General features: G+C 53.1%; 15 protein-coding genes. 12 read left to right on the forward strand and 3 right to left on the reverse strand.

Annotation, left to right across the window (positions count from 1 at the left end; genetic code table 11):
• Positions 1 to 18: 18 nt before the first annotated feature.
• On the forward strand, positions 19 to 1,278 hold the full coding sequence (gene ectB, locus QNH46_RS02445; protein ID WP_283926766.1) for a diaminobutyrate--2-oxoglutarate transaminase: 1,260 nt from the start codon (positions 19 to 21) through the stop codon (positions 1,276 to 1,278).
• A 176-nt stretch (positions 1,279 to 1,454) separates the two neighbouring features.
• Here the strand turns inward: ectB and QNH46_RS02450 are convergent, their stop codons facing one another.
• From QNH46_RS02450 to QNH46_RS02460, 3 genes are read right to left on the reverse strand one after another with little or no spacing between them, the layout of a single operon-like run.
• Positions 1,455 to 2,321, reverse strand: a complete 867-nt coding sequence (locus QNH46_RS02450) for a sugar phosphate isomerase/epimerase family protein (RefSeq protein WP_283926767.1) — start codon at positions 2,319 to 2,321, stop codon at positions 1,455 to 1,457.
• A 55-nt stretch (positions 2,322 to 2,376) separates the two neighbouring features.
• Complete coding sequence (locus QNH46_RS02455) at positions 2,377 to 3,255, reverse strand: sugar phosphate isomerase/epimerase family protein (RefSeq protein ID WP_283926768.1); 879 nt, start codon at positions 3,253 to 3,255, stop codon at positions 2,377 to 2,379.
• A gap of 37 nt (positions 3,256 to 3,292) precedes the next feature.
• Entirely contained in the window at positions 3,293 to 4,351 is a 1,059-nt protein-coding gene (locus QNH46_RS02460) for a Gfo/Idh/MocA family protein (protein ID WP_283928327.1), read from the reverse strand.
• Positions 4,352 to 4,493: 142 nt separating this feature from the next.
• Here QNH46_RS02460 and QNH46_RS02465 point away from each other — a divergent pair, with 142 nt between their 5' ends.
• The 11 genes from QNH46_RS02465 (at position 4,494) to QNH46_RS02515 (ending at position 18,664) form a co-directional block, all read left to right on the forward strand.
• On the forward strand, positions 4,494 to 5,354 hold the full coding sequence (locus QNH46_RS02465; protein ID WP_283926769.1) for a helix-turn-helix domain-containing protein: 861 nt from the start codon (positions 4,494 to 4,496) through the stop codon (positions 5,352 to 5,354).
• Between the two features lie 915 nt (positions 5,355 to 6,269).
• On the forward strand, positions 6,270 to 6,584 hold the full coding sequence (locus tag QNH46_RS02470; RefSeq protein ID WP_155611685.1) for a thioredoxin family protein: 315 nt from the start codon (positions 6,270 to 6,272) through the stop codon (positions 6,582 to 6,584).
• Positions 6,585 to 7,035: 451 nt separating this feature from the next.
• Complete coding sequence (locus QNH46_RS02475) at positions 7,036 to 8,199, forward strand: hypothetical protein (RefSeq protein ID WP_283926770.1); 1,164 nt, start codon at positions 7,036 to 7,038, stop codon at positions 8,197 to 8,199.
• A 196-nt stretch (positions 8,200 to 8,395) separates the two neighbouring features.
• The gene (locus QNH46_RS02480; protein WP_283926771.1) at positions 8,396 to 10,468 is read left to right on the forward strand and encodes a BglG family transcription antiterminator; all 2,073 of its coding nucleotides are present in this window, start codon (positions 8,396 to 8,398) and stop codon (positions 10,466 to 10,468) included.
• On the forward strand, positions 10,465 to 10,758 hold the full coding sequence (locus QNH46_RS02485; RefSeq protein ID WP_283926772.1) for a PTS sugar transporter subunit IIB: 294 nt from the start codon (positions 10,465 to 10,467) through the stop codon (positions 10,756 to 10,758). Before QNH46_RS02480 ends, QNH46_RS02485 begins: the two co-directional genes overlap by 4 nt.
• 80 nt (positions 10,759 to 10,838) lie before the next feature.
• Positions 10,839 to 12,104, forward strand: a complete 1,266-nt coding sequence (gene ulaA, locus QNH46_RS02490; protein ID WP_283926773.1) for a PTS ascorbate transporter subunit IIC — start codon at positions 10,839 to 10,841, stop codon at positions 12,102 to 12,104.
• Positions 12,105 to 12,275: 171 nt separating this feature from the next.
• The gene (locus QNH46_RS02495) at positions 12,276 to 13,349 is read left to right on the forward strand and encodes an ABC transporter substrate-binding protein (protein WP_283926774.1); all 1,074 of its coding nucleotides are present in this window, start codon (positions 12,276 to 12,278) and stop codon (positions 13,347 to 13,349) included.
• 39 nt (positions 13,350 to 13,388) lie between these two features.
• Entirely contained in the window at positions 13,389 to 15,044 is a 1,656-nt protein-coding gene (locus tag QNH46_RS02500) for an ABC transporter permease (protein ID WP_283926775.1), read from the forward strand.
• Between the two features lie 105 nt (positions 15,045 to 15,149).
• A complete protein-coding gene (locus QNH46_RS02505; RefSeq protein WP_283926776.1) occupies positions 15,150 to 16,211 on the forward strand; it encodes an ABC transporter ATP-binding protein in 1,062 nt (353 codons plus the stop codon).
• A gap of 54 nt (positions 16,212 to 16,265) precedes the next feature.
• Complete coding sequence (locus QNH46_RS02510) at positions 16,266 to 17,294, forward strand: ABC transporter substrate-binding protein (protein ID WP_283926777.1); 1,029 nt, start codon at positions 16,266 to 16,268, stop codon at positions 17,292 to 17,294.
• Positions 17,295 to 17,632: 338 nt separating this feature from the next.
• The gene (locus QNH46_RS02515) at positions 17,633 to 18,664 is read left to right on the forward strand and encodes a DUF4062 domain-containing protein (RefSeq protein ID WP_283926778.1); all 1,032 of its coding nucleotides are present in this window, start codon (positions 17,633 to 17,635) and stop codon (positions 18,662 to 18,664) included.
• Positions 18,665 to 18,931 lie beyond the last annotated feature (267 nt).

The following is an 18,931-nucleotide window of genomic DNA, read 5'->3' on the forward strand; positions in this document are numbered from 1 at the left end:
GAGGAGGATGAATGAAAGATGAAGACGTTCGAAATGCTGGAATCCAATGTTAGGTCGTATTGCAGAAGTTTCCCGGTTGTATTCGATAAAGCGAAGGGCGACCAGTTATATGCCGACACCGGAGAAGCCTACATCGACTTTTTTGCTGGCGCCGGGGCGCTCAACTACGGGCATAACAATGAGTTTATGAAGTCGAAAATTATGGAATATGTGTCCCAGGACCGGATTATGCACGGGCTTGATATGTATACGAAGGCGAAGGAAGACTTCATCGTTTCGTTCTCCGAGCATATTCTGAAGCCCCAGTCTCTGGACTATAAGCTGCAATTTTGCGGACCGACGGGAACGAATGCGGTGGAGGCCGCATTGAAGCTGGCCCGGAAGGTCAAGGGCAGAACAGGCGTCTTTGCTTTTATGGGCGGATTTCATGGAATGTCCCTGGGAAGCCTGTCGATTACGAGCAGCAATTCGATGCGCGAAAGCGCGGGAATGCCGCTGAATAACGTGACTTTCATTCCTTATGGGCAGTCGTTCGAGGGGCTGGATACGATCCGTTATATGGAGCATATTCTGTCCGATACGCACTCCGGGGTCGGCAAGCCGGCCGCGATTATATTGGAGACCGTGCAAGCGGAGGGCGGAATTCATGTAGCCGAGATCGAGTGGCTGCAAAGCCTGCGTCAGCTGTGCGATGAGCACGATATTCTGCTGATCATCGATGATATCCAGGTAGGCTGCGGCAGAACGGGGCCGTTCTTCTCATTCGAACGCGCGGGGATTGTGCCGGACATCGTCATTTTATCCAAATCGATCAGCGGATACGGCCTGCCGATGTCCTTGCTCTTAATCAGACCCGAACTGGACATCTGGAGTCCAGGGGAGCATAACGGAACGTTCCGGGGGAATCAGCTTGCCTTCGTTACCGCCAAGGCGGCATTGGAATTCAGGACGGCGGAGAGGCTGGGCGAGCAGGTGCGGGAAAAGGAAGCTTTTATCAAGCATTATTTGCAAAAAAAGATCGCGCCTTTAGATGCGGATCTGAAGTTCCGGGGCATCGGCATGATTTGGGGCATCGATGTCTCTCATCTGGGCGAGGAGGTCGCCAGAGAAATTACGGCGAATTGCTTTAAAAATGGCCTGATTCTAGAGCGGGCTGGCCGGAATGATACGGTGATCAAGATCATGCCTCCGCTAACGATCAGCATAGAGAACCTGAAGCGGGGCTGCGAAATTATTGCCGAGAGCTTCAGCCGGGTTTGCCATACTTTTAGTCATTAATCATTTATGCTCTGAAGCAAAAAACACCGGCCAAGTCCAATGGAGGAATTTCCCATCTGGCTACGAATAAAAGCCACTATAACAGCAGCGGATACATGTCTGTAATCAGTTTAAATGCGGTTACAGATATGTTGTCTCGCTGCTGTTTAAGTGGCGCGATGTGGAGGTTAATTACATTAAATGTGAACCTCGTTCCAGATGCGTGTTACGTTGTCGAAGGCGATTCTGGTACCTTGCCGGCAATCCTCCATGCCTTCATATTCGATAGACATGTAGCCATCGTATCCAGACGCTTTGATCAGGCGCAGAATCTCGTATAGGTCGAGGTCTCCGTGTCCGGCAATGGCTCCGCGCAGGTAATCGCCGCTGGCGCTGGTGAACCAGCCTTCGCCCGGGTTGCGGTAGGATGGACGGATGTAGAAGTCCTTGATATGAATCATGGAGGCGTAGGGCAGGTTGTTTTTTACAGCGGCAACCGGATTTTCGTCCACGCAGACGAAGTTGCCGACATCCAGCGTTGTCTTGAAGTTCGGGCGGTCCACGGCATGGATGAGCGCCTGCACCCGATCGCTGGCCTGGACATAGTAGCCGTGGTTCTCCACGCTCGTTGTTATATCATACTGCTTGGCATGGTCGGCAATGCGCTGGCAGGCTGCGGCTATTCTGTCCAAGTCTTCCTGAAAGCGGGCGATGGAGGTATCTGGTCGGGATGCCACGTCATGGCGCATCAGCTTCGCGCCGAGCCGATGAACCCGGTCCACCTCGCTCATGACGCGGGCGATTTCCGCTTCGTACTGTTCCTCGGTCTCCGTGAGGAAGTTGGCGCCAATCGCATAGTTGGATATGCCGATGCCCACAGCCGCCGCTTTCTCCCTGATTTGCTCCTCCAATTCCGGATTGGCCTCAAAATCAAAGCCGAGTCCCGGCACGATTTCGATATGGCTGGCGCCGATGCCGGCGACCCATTCGATCACCTCCCCAATGGTCATGCTGCCGTCGCGCATCGCTTGATACAAGCTGTAAGAGCTGATTCCCAATTTCATAAGGAGGACTCCTTTTCGCTAGGTTAGGTGAGTTAAGATACCTTGAGTATGCTCATTAGTCCCGATAAGCGCGGATGAATTCTACGGCCTTGCGGATGTCTTCCGCCGGGTTGTCGCCGACTTCACGCTCGATCGTCAAATAGCCCTTGTAGCCGATTTCCTGCAATGCGGCGAAATAAGCCGGGAAATCGACAGCTCCTGCGCCCAGAGGCAATTCCTCAAAGGCTGCTCCAGAGGAGGCCATCTCGGCGATTTTCTCGTGTGTCATTTCGTCGTAGCCCAGATAGCCGTACACCTCTTTCGGATCGACGGGACGGAGCCTGCGTCCGTCTTTAACGTGGGTATGCACGAGGTAGTCCTTGAGCAGCTTCACGCCTTCCACAGGATCATCGCCCGTCACCATGACCATGTTCGCCGGGTCAAAGTTGACGGAGACGCCGTTGGTGCTGAGCGTATCCAGGAAGCTTTTTAAATGCGCTGCCGGCTCTGGTCCGGTCTCAATGGCGAAATAAGCGTTCATGCTCTTCGCATATACGCCCAACTCCTCGCACGCCTCCTGCATCGCATGGTAGATGCGTCCGTTCCTGTCGTCCGGGACGATGCCGATATGCGTCGTTACGACGGAGGTTCCCAGCTCCACGGCCAGGTCGAGGATACGCTTCGACTTCTCGATTTTCGCGGGATTGGCGTCTGCATCCTGGAAGCCGTGTCCGGCCAAATCGCCGCACAGGGCGGAGATTTCGAGCCCCAGTCCATCGATGTAGCTGCGCAGCTCCTTGCGTTTGGCCGGAGACAGGGCGGCAGGATCCATCTCGCCGGATACGGCGTAAATTTGCACGCCCTCCGCGCCGACCTCCTTTGCTTTCTTCAGCCCTTCCATTACGCCCACGCCAAAGCTGTCCACAATGACGCCAATTTTATTGGTCAATTTCATTTTTTGCCTGCCTCCTTTAATTGCTTTTGCTGCCGACCTAGAAATGGATTTCGCGGCCTTCGGCGGCGGACTGATAAATCGCGTTCAAAATTTTCATCATCTCCACGCCGTCCTCGACCGGGCTGTTCGTTTCGGTCAATCCAAGGCAGCTGTCCACAAAATGGTTGATTTCACGGTCGAAGGCGGCCTGGAAATCAAAGCCCGGCGTGCTGATTTGCGGATCGATGTTAATGATTGTGTCATGGCGCTCCGTGACGATCGATAATACGGGTTCGATCTCCGCGCCGCCCTTGTCGCCGTAAATGTTGATTAGCGCCGAATTCTCCTTGGCGTGGAGGGCGAAACTGACGTCGACCATGAGGGACGCACCATTCTCAAAGCGAATCAGGGCGTTGGCCATGTCCTCGACCGTGTTATGCGCCGCATCGTAATCAGCGGCTTGGTAGAAATCGTAGTTTTGGATGTTTGAGCGGTTGCCGAGCTTGTGGTAGGTGTTGCCGCTCACGGATTTGACCTTTGGCTTGCCCATGAGGTACCAGCACAGGTCAATGGCATGCACGCCGATGTCGATGAGCGGTCCGCCTCCGGAGCGTGCGCGGTCTGCGAACCATCCGCCCGGATTGCCGAGGCGCCGGAGGAGGCTCGCTTTGGCATAGTAGATCTCGCCAAGATCGCCGGCGTCGATAAATTTCTTCAGCACGGCGATATTCGAAGCGTGGCGGCGCACGTAGCCGACTTGGAGCAGCTTGCCGCTCTCGCGGGCGGCCTGCTCGATTTGCAGCGCCTCGTCGACGGTTTTGCAGAGCGGCTTCTCGCAAAGCACATGCTTGCCCGCCTGCAGCGCGGCGATGCTGATTTCAGCATGGGAATTGTTCCATGTGCAGATGCTGACCGCATCCACCTCCGGACTGGCCAGCAGCTCCCGATAATCGGTATATACGTTAGGGATGTGGTATTTGTTGGCGGTATCGCGCGCTCTGTCCTCATTCAAATCACAGACAGCGACCAGCTGCACTTTCGGATTGGCTTGATAAGCCTGCAGATGGGATTCAGAGATTGATCCAGTGCCGATAAGGCCGATTTTTAGCTCACTCATGGGTATGCTTACATCCTTTCTGGTATCTGTGCAGACTGATATGGATTGGACAGGACGCTTCAACACAGATATGTTATATTTATTCATATTTGTCTAGGCACAACTAATTTAACATAGTTGTTTTAAAGGGAGAATGCATAGGATGACAAAATACATGGACTATATGATCAGTTCGCATCCGATCCGCGTGTTCAACCCGATGGTCGATTCCAGCCGGCAGAAGGTCAAGTCCCTGCGCCTGGTCAATGCCGGGCATTTGCCGGGAAGAACGCTGCAGCGAAGCCGGGCGAAGTTCAACAATTGGGCTTTTGTGATGATTACCGGCGGCAGCGGTTATTACCAGGTGGAGGGCGGGGAAATGCAGCAGGTCGAAGCGGGGAGCTGGTTTTGTCTTTTTCCCGATGCCGTGTTCAACTATGGCCCTCATGCAGACGGTTACTGGGATGAATATTACTATACCGTCGATGGCGGACGGATCGCGGAGTGGCTGGAGCAGTGGCTGCCCAATCCATGTCAGGTGAAAAAAGCCGCCTTCGATGACTCCCTCATCCACCGGATGGAGATGATGTTCATGCTGATCGACAGCGGGGCGCCGACCAATCTGGACCGGGCCGCGCTGATGCTGGAATCCTTTCTATATGACCTGGCTTCGCAACCGGATCGCCGGGAGGCGGGCAACCGGGAGCGGTTCGTGCTGAAGGTCATTGAAGATCTGTCGCAGTCGCTGCACACCCCTTTGGAGCCCGCACAAATGGCTGCGCGGCACCACATTTCCGTATCCACGCTCCGGCGCATCGTTCATGATTACACCGGCTATCCGCTGAATGAGTTTCTTCACCGGCTGAGGGTCGCGGAAGCGAGGAATATTTTGCTGAATACGGAGCTTACGGTGAAGGAAGTCGGCGAGGCTTTAGGGTATAAGGATACGTTTTATTTTTCCCGGGTATTCAAAAGAATTACCGGCCTCTCGCCAAGAAGCTACCGCAACCGGGGCGGTCAGTAGCGCAGGGGCGGGCATTTGGGGAAGGGTGCTGGGTATTTATATTGTTAGCGTGCGGTGTTGTGCAGGCGGGTGTTTTAGAGCGAGGGTATATTCAGGTGGCAATTGCTTGTGTTGTCTGGTATATGAGCTGTGATGTGATTTGGTAGTTAATGAAACCCCTGATTTATATTGTTCCTAGATAGTTCAGGAGAAGGTAAGGTAATGGGAGGTTAGGTAAGGTAACTAGATGTGTTTCATACAGTTAGATCAACGTTTTTGGCCCTGTTAGGGGGGACTAACTGCAAAACCTACAATTAGTTTTAAGCTATTTCGACGAATGAGCTCCATTCTGGCAAAACTAACTGCATGTTTTACATTCAGCGCATGGTTTTTTGATAAAATAGCTTAACTAGATGTATAAAATACATTCCGCTTTTAAATGGTCCAATAGTTACTAATGGTTACTTGGGCTATTGGATAGGTTACTATGCTGGTGGCGGCTTGTTATGTTCTATATGCTGAGTTTCTTTAGAGGAATGCTGCAAAAATACAGGAAATTTCTCTAGGTATGTGCGTTTTAAAGCGCATTGCTGCAAAAGTACAGGAATAATTCAGCAACTCGCTGAGAATGGTCGTATTTTCGAAAAAATAATGCACAATTGCAGCAATCCGTGCTCTAGGAGAGATGGTTGCGCTAAATGATGTACTTTTGCAGCATTCTAGCGGCAGAGAAGGACAGGGAAGGACTGAGAAGGGCTGAGAAGGGCTGAGAAGGGCTGAGAGTTCGGGCGATCCCACGCGGTATAGCCATTGAACGAACAAGGCATGAAATATGCTATAGTAATTAAGTTGTTTGTTAGAACGGGCAGCTCCGGAACAACGATAACTGTACCTTGTGAATAAAAAGAGTTGGCAAAGATGGGAGTGGGCGTCAGCATGACGATCCGAGAAGCTGTAGAACAAGAATTCGTGGACGCTTCGATTGCCAGAATCGGCAAGGAAGCTTTATATCTATATACGCCTTTGTGCGGAACGTGCAAGCTGGGCGAGACGATGCTGGACATCGTTCTGCAATCGGGCGGTAACATGATGCCTGTATCGAAGCTGAATATCAACTTTGCGCCCCGGTTGCGGAATGACTGGCAAATTACGAGCGTGCCGTGTCTGGTTCTGCTGGAGCATGGCAAACCGGTGGCGAAGGAGTACGCCCTGCGTTCGGTCGTGGATCTGCATCAGTGGCTGCAAATTTAGCGTTGGCTATGAGGCAGAGGAAGGCTAGGTTCGCAAAATCCGCAAATCTGTGAATTCTCTAAACCTGTAAATCTGCAAAGCACGCAAGCTGCCCAAAGTCCACGTGGCCTCTAGCCCCCAAAGTCAAATTGGCCCTCAAGACCCCAAGCTCTCCAAAGTGCCCGAGTTCCTCAAGACCCGCTAGGCTCTCGAGATCCTCAGTACCCCAAGATCCCCAGGCCCCCAAGTGCCCAAGTGTCCAAGTGCCCCAAATTCCTCAAGACCCGCAAGACTTCCAGGGTCCGCAAGTTGTCCCGTCGAATCCTGAGCAACAGACCGTCTCATGGACTATTTTGACCAATGCATGGATGAACTTCCCTTTTCGGGCATAGGCTAAACACACGGCGGAACTCCTCCGCATAGGGTGTAGCATCACTTTAATCTCGAAGGTCAGGGAAGGGAGCATAACGAAATGGCAGGAAGGGAACGTCACTATTTTGCGCGGGGCAACACGGCGGAAGGCTTGGTCAGTCTGGTGGATTCTATCTATAATCCATTGGATGCGGTATATGTGCTGGAGGGCGATTCGCAGGAGATCGGCACGATTCTGGCCCGGCTCGCAAACGGGTGGGGCCGCAGAGGCTGGAATCTGCATTTGATCCACCAGCCGCTGCAAAGCGATCTGCTGGAAGGGATCATTATCGAGGATGCCCGGATCGGACTGATCGCGGACCAAGCATGGCCGCAGGAGGGAAGTCCGGCAGGCATCGAGGTGCGTCGTTTTGATTTCGGCAGCGACCCTGGCGGGGAACGATTGGCGGACCATCAGGAGCATATTGCCGCGCTGGAGCACAATATCGCGGAAGGCTATACGAAGGCTTACGAGACCTTTCAGCGAACGCTGCGAATCCACGACGACTGGGAGAAAATCTACATTGATGCTCTGGACCGTGATTTCATGAATCAACTAGCCGTGGATTGGTCGGATCAATATCTCGTTACGGCAGAAGCTGCGGGTTCTGGGCAGGCTTCAGGGAATGCGGGAGATCCAGGGGGTGCAGGGGATGCAGGGGATGCAGATGGCGGTCAAAAGACTGGCGCGGTGACCCGGCGTTTTCTGGGTGCAGCGACCTGGCGCGGAGCGGTTGATTTTGTTCTCAATTTGACGGAGGATGTGCCGACGCGAATCTTTGTGAAGGGCCGTCCGGGATCAGGGAAATCGACCTTGTTCAAAAAGATCGCAGCTACCGCAACGGAGCGCGGAATCGATACCGAGGTGTACCACTGCGGCTTCGATCCGAACAGTCTCGATATGCTTGTATTCCGCTCGCTGGGCGTAGCGATCTTCGACAGCACGGCGCCGCATGAGCATTTCCCGCTGCGCGACGGGGACAGCATCCTGGATGTCTATGAGCTGGCTATTGCTCCGTATACGGATGAGAAATATGCCGAGGAAATCGCCGAGGTCAAATCCCGCTACACCACCTCGATGCAAATCGCCATTTCTTATTTGGCCGAGGTGAAGCAGAATCAGGACCGCTTAAGCGCGATTTACCGCAGTGCTGCGGACGAGGAAGCTATTTCCCGGCAAGAGCGGCTGCTGGCGGAGGAAATTGAAGCGCAGGTGGCGAAATAAGCATACGAGAGCCGAACGGCTGGGATACATGTGGGGGTACATGTGAAGATTAGACGGGCGCCTGAAGGGGTGTGCGTCTTTTTTCCATGAATGCTCTATATCTAGCTTTTTAAATGTGTAATAATCTAGTTATGATAACGCATACAAAACTATGAACGATTCGGGTGACATTATGATATCTAGCAGACAACAGCGAATGGTCAAGCAGTTGATGGAGAGCGACCAATATATCCCTTTGCAGCAGCTGGCTGATGAATACGGGATATCCCTGCGGACGGTGCGCGGCGATTTGCTGCAGCTGGAGGACTGGCTCCGCGCGCGGGGCGTACGCCTGGATCGCGACCGCTCTGCCGGTGTGCGTCTGCGGCTGGAGGTTGGCCAGTCAGAGCGTCTAGCCGTGCAAATGGGAGAGCGTCCGGATTATATGGACGCCGAGCAGCGGATCAGCCTGCTGCAGAAGCAGCTGCTTCAGGAGATGCAGTTATCCGTGAAGGCGGTTATGGAGGAGCTTGGCATCAGCAAAAATACGCTCCTGCAGGATTTGAACGAAATCAAGCGGCGGCTGATGGATTGGGAACTGACTCTCGTACGGGACCGCGGCCAGCTGCACATTGAAGGGGCAGAGAAGCGCAAGCGCAGAGCCTATCTGAACCTGCTTCGCTCCGAGATTACGGACGACAAGCTGCTGCGGTATATCCTTGACCAACGGGGCGATTCGTATTCGCCGATGACGCCGTGGAAGGACTGGTTCGAGACAGAGGATGCGGCGATGCTGTTCGACACCATCCAGCGGCTTGAAGAGAAGATGGGCGTGCAGTTCACTGATGCGGGTTATTCCACGCTGATTCTACATCTGCTGATGGCGATGGAGCGGCTGAAGCGCACGCATTCGATCGAGATGGATCAGGAGTCGCTGTCCGAGCTGCAGGGCCATGAGGTGTATGAGCTCGTCGCCGCCGAGGTGGTGCCGCAGATCGAGCGGCATTTTGGCGTGAAGCTGCCCGCTTCGGAGATCGGGTACATCACGCAGCATATTCTCGGCGCGCAGAAGCAGAGCCTGCCGGCGGAGGAGCTGATCATCGCTGATCTCGCCAAGCAGATCATCCTGCGCACCGAGCAGGAGCTCGGCCGCCCGCTGCAAATGATCGACCAGATCGTGCAGGGGCTCGTCATCCATTTGAAGCCGGCCATTTACCGGGCGAAGTTCGGCCTGCAGTCCAAGAATCCGCTGATGGAGCAGCTGGAGGCGCAGTACGGATCGCTGCTCAATTTGCTGGAGCGGATCGTCAACGAAGTGATGGAGCCGTGGTCGGTCGTGTTCGACCGAGATGAGGTCGGCTACATTATGTTCCATATCGGCAGCGGGCTGATTCCGCCGAAGGCCCCGGTGCGCAAGCGTGTGGCGATTGTATGCGGCTCGGGGCTCGGCACTTCGGCGATGCTGAAGCGGCGGGTGGCGGCGATTTTTCCGCAGGTCGATATTGTGGGCACTTACTCGTACAAGGAATCGGCAGAAATTACGTTGCAGACGGCAGATGCGGTCCTCAGCACGATGGAGATCAGCCATGCCCTGCAGGTGCCGTGGATCAAAGTGTCGCCGCTGCTGGATCAGCAGGATCAGAAGCAGATCACGAGCTTCCTCGGCGTGACGCCTTCGGGCGAGTCGGCTGCGGCAGCGGCGGCGGTGCAGGCGGTGAACGATATTTTTCAGGTGGTGGAGCGGAATGCGCATATCCACAACCGGAACCGGCTGCTGGAGGAGCTGCTGCATTTATTCCAGGGCGGAAGTCGGCTGGATGAGCAGCAGGAGGATGACTACAGCCTGACCGCGCTGCTGGCGCCGGAATCGATCATGCTCGGAGCTGGGGCGATGCCGTGGGAGGCTGCGGTGCGCGAGGGGAACCGGCTGCTGATGGACCTGGGCGTCTCGGACGCCAGGTATGCGGATAAGCTGGTCGAAATCATTCAATCCAACAAGCATCCGTTCATCATCCGTGCGGGCGTAGCTTTTCCCCATGTGTATATGCCGGAGTGCGTGAAGCGCACGGGCTTCAGTGTGATGACCTTTCGCGAGGAGCTGGCGTTCGGGCCGTCCGGGCAGCCGGTCTGGCTGATGATTACGCTGGCGGCGGTGGATAAGGAACGGCATGTCGCCGCGCTGGGAACGCTGCTGGACGCGCTGAACGATGAAGCGTTCATGGCGGATTTGCGGCAGGCGCAGGACGCCGGGGCGATATGGCAAAGACTGCGGGAGAAGGAGGGCTTATGAAAAAAATCATTGTAGCTTGCAACAGCGGGCTCGGCACCAGCCTGATGATCCGGCTGAACGTGGAGGCGCTCCTGAAGGAATGGGGGCTGAAGGCCTGGGTCGAGCATACGGACATTTCGTCGGTCGACACCTTCGATGCCGATCTGATCATCGGCTCCAATTATGTGATGGAATCGCTGCAGCTCGCCAAGGACGTCGAGGTGATCGGGCTGGATGATATTACGGACCGCCAGTACTTGAAATCGAGGCTGCTGGGCAGTGAGACGTTCAAGCAGTGGCTGGCCATGTAGGCATTTATATTTTTATAGAGATAGATATGGTTAACAGACAAAGATATAGACAAATATTATGACAAAAGCGGGGGTTGCCCATGAACGCAACGCAAATGATCAGCAAAGGGCTGCTCGGAGAACCTGCCCTGCTGCTCGGGTTAATCGCGTTCGTCGGATTGCTGCTGCAGAAGCAGCCGTTCCAAAGGCTGATCCACGGCACAATCAAGACGATGCTCGGATACACGTTACTGCAGATCGGGGCAAACGCCGCCGGGTCTTCCCTTTCCAATTTATCGGCGGTCATCCAGAAGGGCTTTCAAATTATCGGCATCATTCCTCATAATGAGACGATTACCGCGCTGGCGCAAATCAATTACGGTGAGGAAATTGCGCTCATTATGCTGGTCGGCATGATCGTCCACCTGATGATTGCCCGTTTTACGCGGATCAAATATATTTTTCTGACCGGACACCATATGCTGTTTATGGCTTCGCTGCTGGCGGGGGTGCTGGTGTCGATGTCGATGCCGATGTGGCAGGTGATGGTCGCCGGGGGGATCGTGCTGGCCTTCAGCATGTCGCTTGCTCCGCTGATCACGCAGCCGTATATTCGGCGGGTTACGGGGAACGACGATTTTGCGATGGGGCATTTCAACAGCGTCGGCTATGTATTGAGCGGGTTCGTCGCTTCCTGGTTCAAAAAAGGGCCAGAGCCGCCGGAGTCGAAGGGGCTGCAGAAGCTGCGCTCTTTTTTCCAGGATCATATGGTCGTCATTACGGTGTTTACGTTCGTGCTGTTCCTCTTCTCGGGATTATTCATCTCGCCCGGCGGGACCCGGGAAATGTTCTCGGGACGGCATATTCTGGTCGTGTCCTTGATTCAGGCGACCTGGTTCGCGGGGGGCTGCTACGTTATTCTGGCGGGGGTTCGCATGCTGCTGTCGGAAATCGTGCCCGCCTTCAAAGGGATTGCCGACCAGATCGTGCCGGGCGCGATTCCTGCGCTGGATTGTCCGGTGCTGTTCAAATTCTCGCCGTTTGCGGCGATGATCGGGTTCCTGCTCAGCTTCACCGGAGGGCTGGCGGCGATGGTCGTGCTGCTGCAGGTGCAGTATACCGTCATTATTCCCGGGGTGATCCCGCATTTCTTCTCCGGCGGGGCAGCGGGCGTTATCGCCTATAAAATCGGCGGGCGCAAGGGGCTGATCGTATCGTCGTTAATCCACGGGTTTGCGATTACGCTTCTACCGACGGTGCTTATTCCATTGCTGTCGAATCTGGGCTATTTGCGCGCGACTTTTGCCGACAGCGATTTCTCGGTCATCGGGGTGCTCGTGCATGAGCTGTTCAGCTGGTTCAAGTGACGGCAGATGAAGGCCGGTGATCAGGAAGCCTGATTCCATTTCCAAGCGAAGGGGAGTCAGGCTTTTTTGGTGTCTATTTTTTTGCCGGAAGAAGTGGCAGAGACTTGGACTCACAGTGTTGTAAGCGCAACCAATATAATGGAGCCATAAAGGACAAAGGGGGATTCACAAATGGGTATGAAAAAATGGATGAGCTCGATCACCGCGCTGACGATGGCTGCTATGCTCTTCACGGGCTGCGGATCTGCAGGCGGCAACAATGCCGCACCTGCGAATAACGGAGGCGGGGACGCCGCTCCGGCGAAGCCGCAAGGCAAGCTGACCGTATATGTCGGATTCCAGGAAGACCACGCGGTGGCCGCGATCAAGAAGTTCACAGAAGATACAGGCATTGAGGCCAACATGATCCGGATGTCCGGGGGTGAAATTCTTGCGAAGGTCCGGGCGGAGCAAGGCAACCCGCAAGCTGACGTGTGGTACGGCGGGCCAGCGGACACGTTCGTGCAAGCGACAGCGGAAGGACTGCTGCAGCCGTATACATCGCCGATCGCCGAGAAGGTCGACGCGAAGTATAAAGATCCGGACGGCAACTGGACGGGCATCTATGTAGGGGCGCTCGGTTTTGCTTCCAATAAGGAGTTTTTGGCGAAAAAAGGCCTGGAGGCTCCAAAAACATGGGAAGACCTGCTGAACCCGGCGTTTAAAGGCGAAATCGTTATGGCGGACCCTGCTTCCTCCGGTACGGCTTATACGGCGATGTATACCGTGCTGAAGGTGATGGGCAGCGAAGAGAAGGGCTTTGAGTATCTCAGCAAGCTGCATCCGCAAATCCAGCAGTATACGACCAGCGGCTCCGCACCAGGACGGATGGTTGGCATGGGTGAGGCTGGCGTAGGCATTCTGTTCGCGCATGACGTCATCAAGTATCAAGAAGAAGGCTTCGATAGTCTGGAGCTGACGATTCCTGAAGACGGGACAGGTTATGAGACAGGCGCGATCGGGATTATCAAAAATACGAAAAACGAAGAGCTTGCACAGAAGTTCGTAGACTGGGCTCTGTCTCCGGCAGGTCAAGAGGTCGGCAAAACTGTAGGCAGCTACCAGAACCTGACGAACCCAGATGCGGTAGGCCCAGAGAAAGCTGTGAAGCTGTCCGATATCAACACGATCGACTACGACGTCGTTGAAGCGGGTAAAGAGCGTCAACGCCTGATCGACAAATGGAGTGCCGAAGTTAAGAAATAACTATCAGTTCAGTAGATATTCAGAGAGGAGAGAGCTTGAATGAGCGCCATGTTCAAGAGATTCAAGCGCGAGCCGCTCCTGCCGATTCTCATCGTGTTGGTCATGCTCTGCTTACTCGTATTTATCGTCTATCCCTTATTCCAAATTGCAAAATCCAGCTTCGTCGGGTCCACCGGCGAAGTTGGCTTAGAGGGGTATCAGAGAGTGCTGTCCGGGGGCGGGTTGTTCCACGCCCTGGTCAACTCCCTGGTGCTGGCCGTCCTGACGGCGACGTTGTCCACGGCGATTGCGTATGTTTTTGCCTATACGTTTGCTTATGTAAAAGTACCGTTCAAAAAGCTCTTTAACGGCATTGCCATTCTGCCGGTCATTTCACCGCCGTTTGTCATTGCCCTATCCGCCATGCTGCTTCTCGGGAAGCAGGGGCTGATCACCAAGAATTTGCTGGGACTTGAAAATGCGAATATTTACGGGCTGCATGGCCTGGTTCTCGTTCAGACGTTATCTTTTTTCCCGATTGCATTCCTGACACTCTCCGGGCTGCTGCGTTCCATTAGCCCATCCCTGGAAGAGGCCAGCCAGAACATGGGAGCCAGCCGGCTGAAGACGTTCCTTAGCGTCACGCTGCCGCTGTCCGTACCGGGCATCGCCAATGCGTTCCTGCTCGTGTTCGTTCAATCGCTTGCTGACTTCGGGAACCCGATGACGATCGGGGGGAACTACTCTACTGTTGCCAGAGAGATCTATTTGCAGGCTGTCGGAAGTTATAACCTGCAGGCCGGAGCCGCCTTGGCGATGGTATTGCTGACGGTCACGATTATCGTTTATATTTTGCAAAACTTCTGGGTTGGCAAGAAAAGCTATGTCACTGTAACGGGCAAGCCTACCGGACAGCGGAGAATGATTGAGTCCGGGGCGGTTAAACATGGACTATTCACATTTTGTATGATCATGTCGCTTGCTGTTATCGCGTTCTATGCCCTCGTACCGATCGGTTCGTTCATCAAGCTGTGGGGCATTAACAACAGCCTGACACTGGATCACTACAAATATGTATTCTCTATAGGACAGAAGGCGATCAAGGATACGCTGACGCTCGCCATTGTCGCGACGCCGATCGCGGGACTGCTGGGCATGATCATCGCTTTCCTGATTGTCCGCAAACGCTTTTTTGGTAAAAAAGCTTTGGAAGTCATCAGCATGCTGTCGATTGCGGTGCCGGGTACGGTCATCGGGATCGGGTATATTCTCGCTTTCAACAAAGCGCCATTAGCGCTGACCAGCACAGGGATCATTATCGTCGCTGCGTTCGTTGTGCGCTCCATGCCGGTGGGCATTCGCTCCGGGGTGGCGGCTCTGCAGCAGATCGATCCGAGCATCGAGGAGGCTGCGACGAATTTGGGAGCGAGTGGCAGCAAAGTGTTCACGAGCGTCGTGCTGCCGCTGATCAAATCCGCCTTCTTCAGCGGTCTCGTAAACAGCTTCGTCAAGAGCATGACCGCGATGAGCGCCGTTATTTTCCTCATCTCGGCCAAATACAACCTCATTACCGCGTCGATTCTGGCGCAGGTCGAGGCGGGCCGGATCGGCGTCGCCAGCGCCTATTGTACGATCCTGATCCTGATCATGGTCGTGGCGCTCATCTTGTTAAACTTGCTTGTGAAATGGATGGGCGGCAAAGAGCGGTCTGCTTGATGAGTGGAGGGTTAGGGGGAGGGGTGAACACTCGGCCCCTTATCCTTACTTCGCGGCTATGCTCGCCATTGCCGGTTGGGTTCATCCTTAAGGAGGTATGTTAATATGGCTAAATCAGTCACACTTAAAAATATATCCAAAGCCTTCACGAACGATAAAGGCGAGAAATCCTACGCGGTCACCGGGGTCAACCTGGAGATCGGGCAGGGAGAGTTCGTCACTCTCCTCGGACCATCAGGCTGCGGCAAAACGACGACGCTCCGCATGATCGCCGGATTCGAAGACATCACCGAGGGGCACATCTACTTCGGGGACGAAGCGGTGGATCAGATTCCGCCGAATAAAAGGGACTGCACAATGGTGTTCCAATCCTACGCGTTGTTCCCGCATCTGAACGTATTCGACAACATTGCATACGGTCTTAAGATCAAGAAAATGACCAAGCCGGAAATTAGCTCGAAAGTTGAATCCGTCTTGGATATAATGAATCTACAGGATTATCGGGATCGGATGCCGAACCAGCTGTCGGGTGGTCAGCAGCAGCGCGTTGCGTTGGCTCGGGCGCTCGTCATGGAGCCGGGCGTGCTGCTGTTCGACGAGCCGCTGTCCAACCTCGACGCGAAGCTGCGCCTTGTGATGCGGGATGAAATCCGCCGCATTCAGCAGCAGATCGGCATCACCGCCGTGTATGTAACGCATGACCAGAGCGAAGCGATGAGCATGAGCGATAAGGTCATCGTCATGAATAAAGGAATGATTGAGCAGGTCGGTACACCAATGGAGATTTACCAGCGTCCGAAGACGAGGTTCGTTGCCGATTTCATCGGAACGGCTAACTTTTTGGAAGGCACGGTTAAAGGAACGGAAGACGGCAGGCTGCTTGTGGAGACATCTTCCGGCATGCTGCGGATTCGCCGTGACGGATACAAAACAGGTGACAAGGTGACTGTGGTCATCCGCCCCGAAGCCGTCTCTTTGGCTAAAGGCTCGCAGCACCAGGGCGTCGTGAAGAAAAGCGTGTTCATGGGGCAAACGCAGGAATACGAAGTGCTGCTCGATGGCCAGTTGTTCCAGATTACCGAGCACAACCCGATCCAGGAGAAGGTCTACTCGGTCGGTACCTCCGTATCGCTGCAGTTTGCGGAGGACGCCCTTCATGTAATTTAACTTCAGCCTGCATCTAGAATCGTTGACATCATGCCACAGAAAGAAGGGGATTGCATGAAAAAAATAGCCATAGGCGGTTTGCTGCTCTCCCTGCTGATGTCATTATTTCTATCTGCCTGCGGCAAGGAGAGTCCAGGTACCCTGACGGTGTATGCCGGACTATATGAAGACCATGCGATTAAGGCGATGGAGACCTTTCAGAAGCAAACTGGCATCAAGGTGAATTACGTGCGGATGTCGAACGGAGAGATTTTGTCGAGAATTCGGGCAGAGCGCAATTCACCTAAGGCCAGCATCTGGTTTGGCGGGCCGGCAGATACGTTCATCCAGGCCAAGACCGAAGGTCTGCTGGAGCCGTATGTTTCTAAAAATGTCGAAGCCATCCCTCAAGAATATTGGGATTCGGAAGGGTATTGGACCGGCATTTACGTAGGCTCGATCGCCTTTGTCTCTAACAAGACCTGGCTGCAGGAGGTGGGGCTGCAGGCTCCGCAGTCGTGGCAGGATCTGCTGAAGCCGGAATACCGGGGCATGATCTCGATGGCTGATCCCCGTTCCTCGGGGACAGCCTACACCACGTTGGCTACGCTGGTGCAGCTGTTCGGCGAAGACGAGGCTTTTGATTACTTGCGCCAGCTGCATCAGCAAAATGTCATCTACACCACCTCCGGCAGCGTTCCCGGACGTACCGTAGGCATGGGAGAAGTGGGGACCGCCGTCATGTTCTCCCACGATGCGCTGAAATTCTACAAGGAAGGCTTCCAAAACCTCATTATCGGCTTCCCAACCGAAGGCACGGGCTACGAGATCGGCGCCGTCGGCATCATCAAGGGCGGCCCGCATCAGGAGGAAGCCCGCCAATTCGTCGACTGGGCGCTGACCAAACAAGCCCAGGAGCTCGGCAAGCAGGTCGGCAACTACCAGCAGCTCACCAACCGCGACGCTATCGCGCCCGAGGAAGCGATCCCGCTGGAGAAGCTGAACGTCATCCCCTACGACCTCGACTGGGCCGGCCAAAACCGCGAGCGGTTGATCAACAAGTGGACGACCGAGGTGCTGGGAGTGGGCAAGGGGAAGGATTGAGGGAGTTTTTGGCGAGTAGGGATATGTGAGGGAATGAGAGGCTAAGAGAGGGAATGAGAGGCTAAGAGAGGGCCTAACTACAATGTTGTAGTTAGGCTCTTTTTGTCGTTTCCTTGATTTTACAAATGGGCTATAATCTTGGGTAATGAGGGAGGGTGTTGGAGGGGAGATGTATAGCGAGGAGAGGATGGTTGCCATTAAGGTGGGAATGCCGTGGAGATGGAAGGGTATACGAAGTTTGTGAATGACTTCCTGATAGTGTATTGGCGAAGTTTGCGAAAGAGGAGTTATAAGAAATTACCGGGAAATATAATTGTGTGAATGTTGAGGGATAAAAAATGGATAAACGGTATCAAGTTTTTGTTAGCTCTACTTATCAAGATCTTCAGGAAGAGAGACAAGAAGTTATGCAAGCCCTTCTTGAACTGGACTGTATTCCTTCAGGTATGGAGTTATTCCCCGCTGCAAACGATGATCAATGGACTTTAATAAAAAAAGTTATTGATGATAGTGACTATTATATGGTTATTATTGGGGGAAGGTACGGTTCTATAGGACCTGATGGATTAAGTTTTACGGAAATGGAATATCGTTATGCTGTTAGTTGCGGTAAACCTGTGATTGCCTTCCTACATAAAAATCCAGGGGAATTATCGGCAAATCGCACTGAAAAAGATCCTGATAGTATTACAAAATTAAATGATTTTCGCAAAATGGCCGAAATGAAGTTAGTAAAATACTGGACAACTCCATTTGATTTAGGATCAATGGTATCACGGAGCTTAATAAGATTAATTAAAACCAATCCTGCAATTGGATGGGTTAGGGCAGACCAAGTTCCAGATGAAAATTCATCCAAAGAAATTTTAAGATTGCGCAAGCAAGTTGAAGACCTTGAAAAATCACTAGCTGAAGCAAGAACGCAAGCTCCACAGGGTTCTGAAAACTTGGCGCAAGGCACTGACGAAGTTGAATTAGAATATTCATTCGTTACAAAAGATCCAAAAACTTATAAAAGAATTAGATATAAATCTGATTTTATTACTACTTGGAATGAACTTTTTTCTAGACTCGCTCCTTTTATGATTGACGAGTCTGATGAGCAAAGGTTGCTTATTGCGATTAATGATTATATAAGTGAATCCGAAAGAGGAGAATTGAAACAGGAAGATGATTTTAAAGGAAAAGTATTGGAGAGTTTTGAAATTAACGAGTCTAACTTTCAAACAATACTAATTCAATTTAGAGCACTCGGACTAATTATAAAAAGCAATCGACAGAGGAGTTTGAGAGATAAGGGAACATATTGGTCATTAACACCTTATGGTGATGAAATAATTACACAGATAAGGGCAATTAGAAAAGAATAATATTTTTTTATTTCAGAGATGTCTGTAACATCGCCTAACATAGTATTCATGCTACGTCGCTATCGTTCCTTAGTCCGCCCAAGAATATTCGGGGGAAGTGGAGTCAGGCGTACAACCCTGCGAACCTAACCGCAATGCGGCCGCTCAATCCGTTCGCTTAAGATTCTCAGGTTCTTGAATACAAAAACGTTATACGACATACCTGAAGATCTATTAAATCTATTTTAATATAAGCCATAATAGATGAAGCTTTTTTATGTCACACTA

This window comes from Paenibacillus woosongensis (assembly GCF_030122845.1).
Lineage (GTDB): Bacteria > Bacillota > Bacilli > Paenibacillales > Paenibacillaceae > Fontibacillus > Fontibacillus woosongensis_A.

Bases quoted from the DNA above. Each gene is read 5' to 3' on its own strand.
- QNH46_RS02510 (WP_283926777.1), top strand. From the start codon at position 16,266: ATGAAAAAAATAGCCATAGGCGGTTTGCTGCTCTCCCTGCTGATGTCA.
- QNH46_RS02515 (WP_283926778.1), top strand. From the start codon at position 17,633: ATGGATAAACGGTATCAAGTTTTTGTTAGCTCTACTTATCAAGATCTT.
- QNH46_RS02450 (WP_283926767.1), bottom strand. From the start codon at position 2,321: ATGAAATTGGGAATCAGCTCTTACAGCTTGTATCAAGCGATGCGCGAC.
- QNH46_RS02460 (WP_283928327.1), bottom strand. From the start codon at position 4,351: ATGAGTGAGCTAAAAATCGGCCTTATCGGCACTGGATCAATCTCTGAA.
- QNH46_RS02495 (WP_283926774.1), top strand. From the start codon at position 12,276: ATGGGTATGAAAAAATGGATGAGCTCGATCACCGCGCTGACGATGGCT.
- QNH46_RS02465 (WP_283926769.1), top strand. From the start codon at position 4,494: ATGACAAAATACATGGACTATATGATCAGTTCGCATCCGATCCGCGTG.
- QNH46_RS02470 (WP_155611685.1), top strand. From the start codon at position 6,270: ATGACGATCCGAGAAGCTGTAGAACAAGAATTCGTGGACGCTTCGATT.
- QNH46_RS02485 (WP_283926772.1), top strand. From the start codon at position 10,465: ATGAAAAAAATCATTGTAGCTTGCAACAGCGGGCTCGGCACCAGCCTG.
- ulaA (WP_283926773.1), top strand. From the start codon at position 10,839: ATGAACGCAACGCAAATGATCAGCAAAGGGCTGCTCGGAGAACCTGCC.
- QNH46_RS02455 (WP_283926768.1), bottom strand. From the start codon at position 3,255: ATGAAATTGACCAATAAAATTGGCGTCATTGTGGACAGCTTTGGCGTG.
- QNH46_RS02505 (WP_283926776.1), top strand. From the start codon at position 15,150: ATGGCTAAATCAGTCACACTTAAAAATATATCCAAAGCCTTCACGAAC.
- QNH46_RS02500 (WP_283926775.1), top strand. From the start codon at position 13,389: ATGAGCGCCATGTTCAAGAGATTCAAGCGCGAGCCGCTCCTGCCGATT.
- QNH46_RS02475 (WP_283926770.1), top strand. From the start codon at position 7,036: ATGGCAGGAAGGGAACGTCACTATTTTGCGCGGGGCAACACGGCGGAA.
- ectB (WP_283926766.1), top strand. From the start codon at position 19: ATGAAGACGTTCGAAATGCTGGAATCCAATGTTAGGTCGTATTGCAGA.
- QNH46_RS02480 (WP_283926771.1), top strand. From the start codon at position 8,396: ATGGTCAAGCAGTTGATGGAGAGCGACCAATATATCCCTTTGCAGCAG.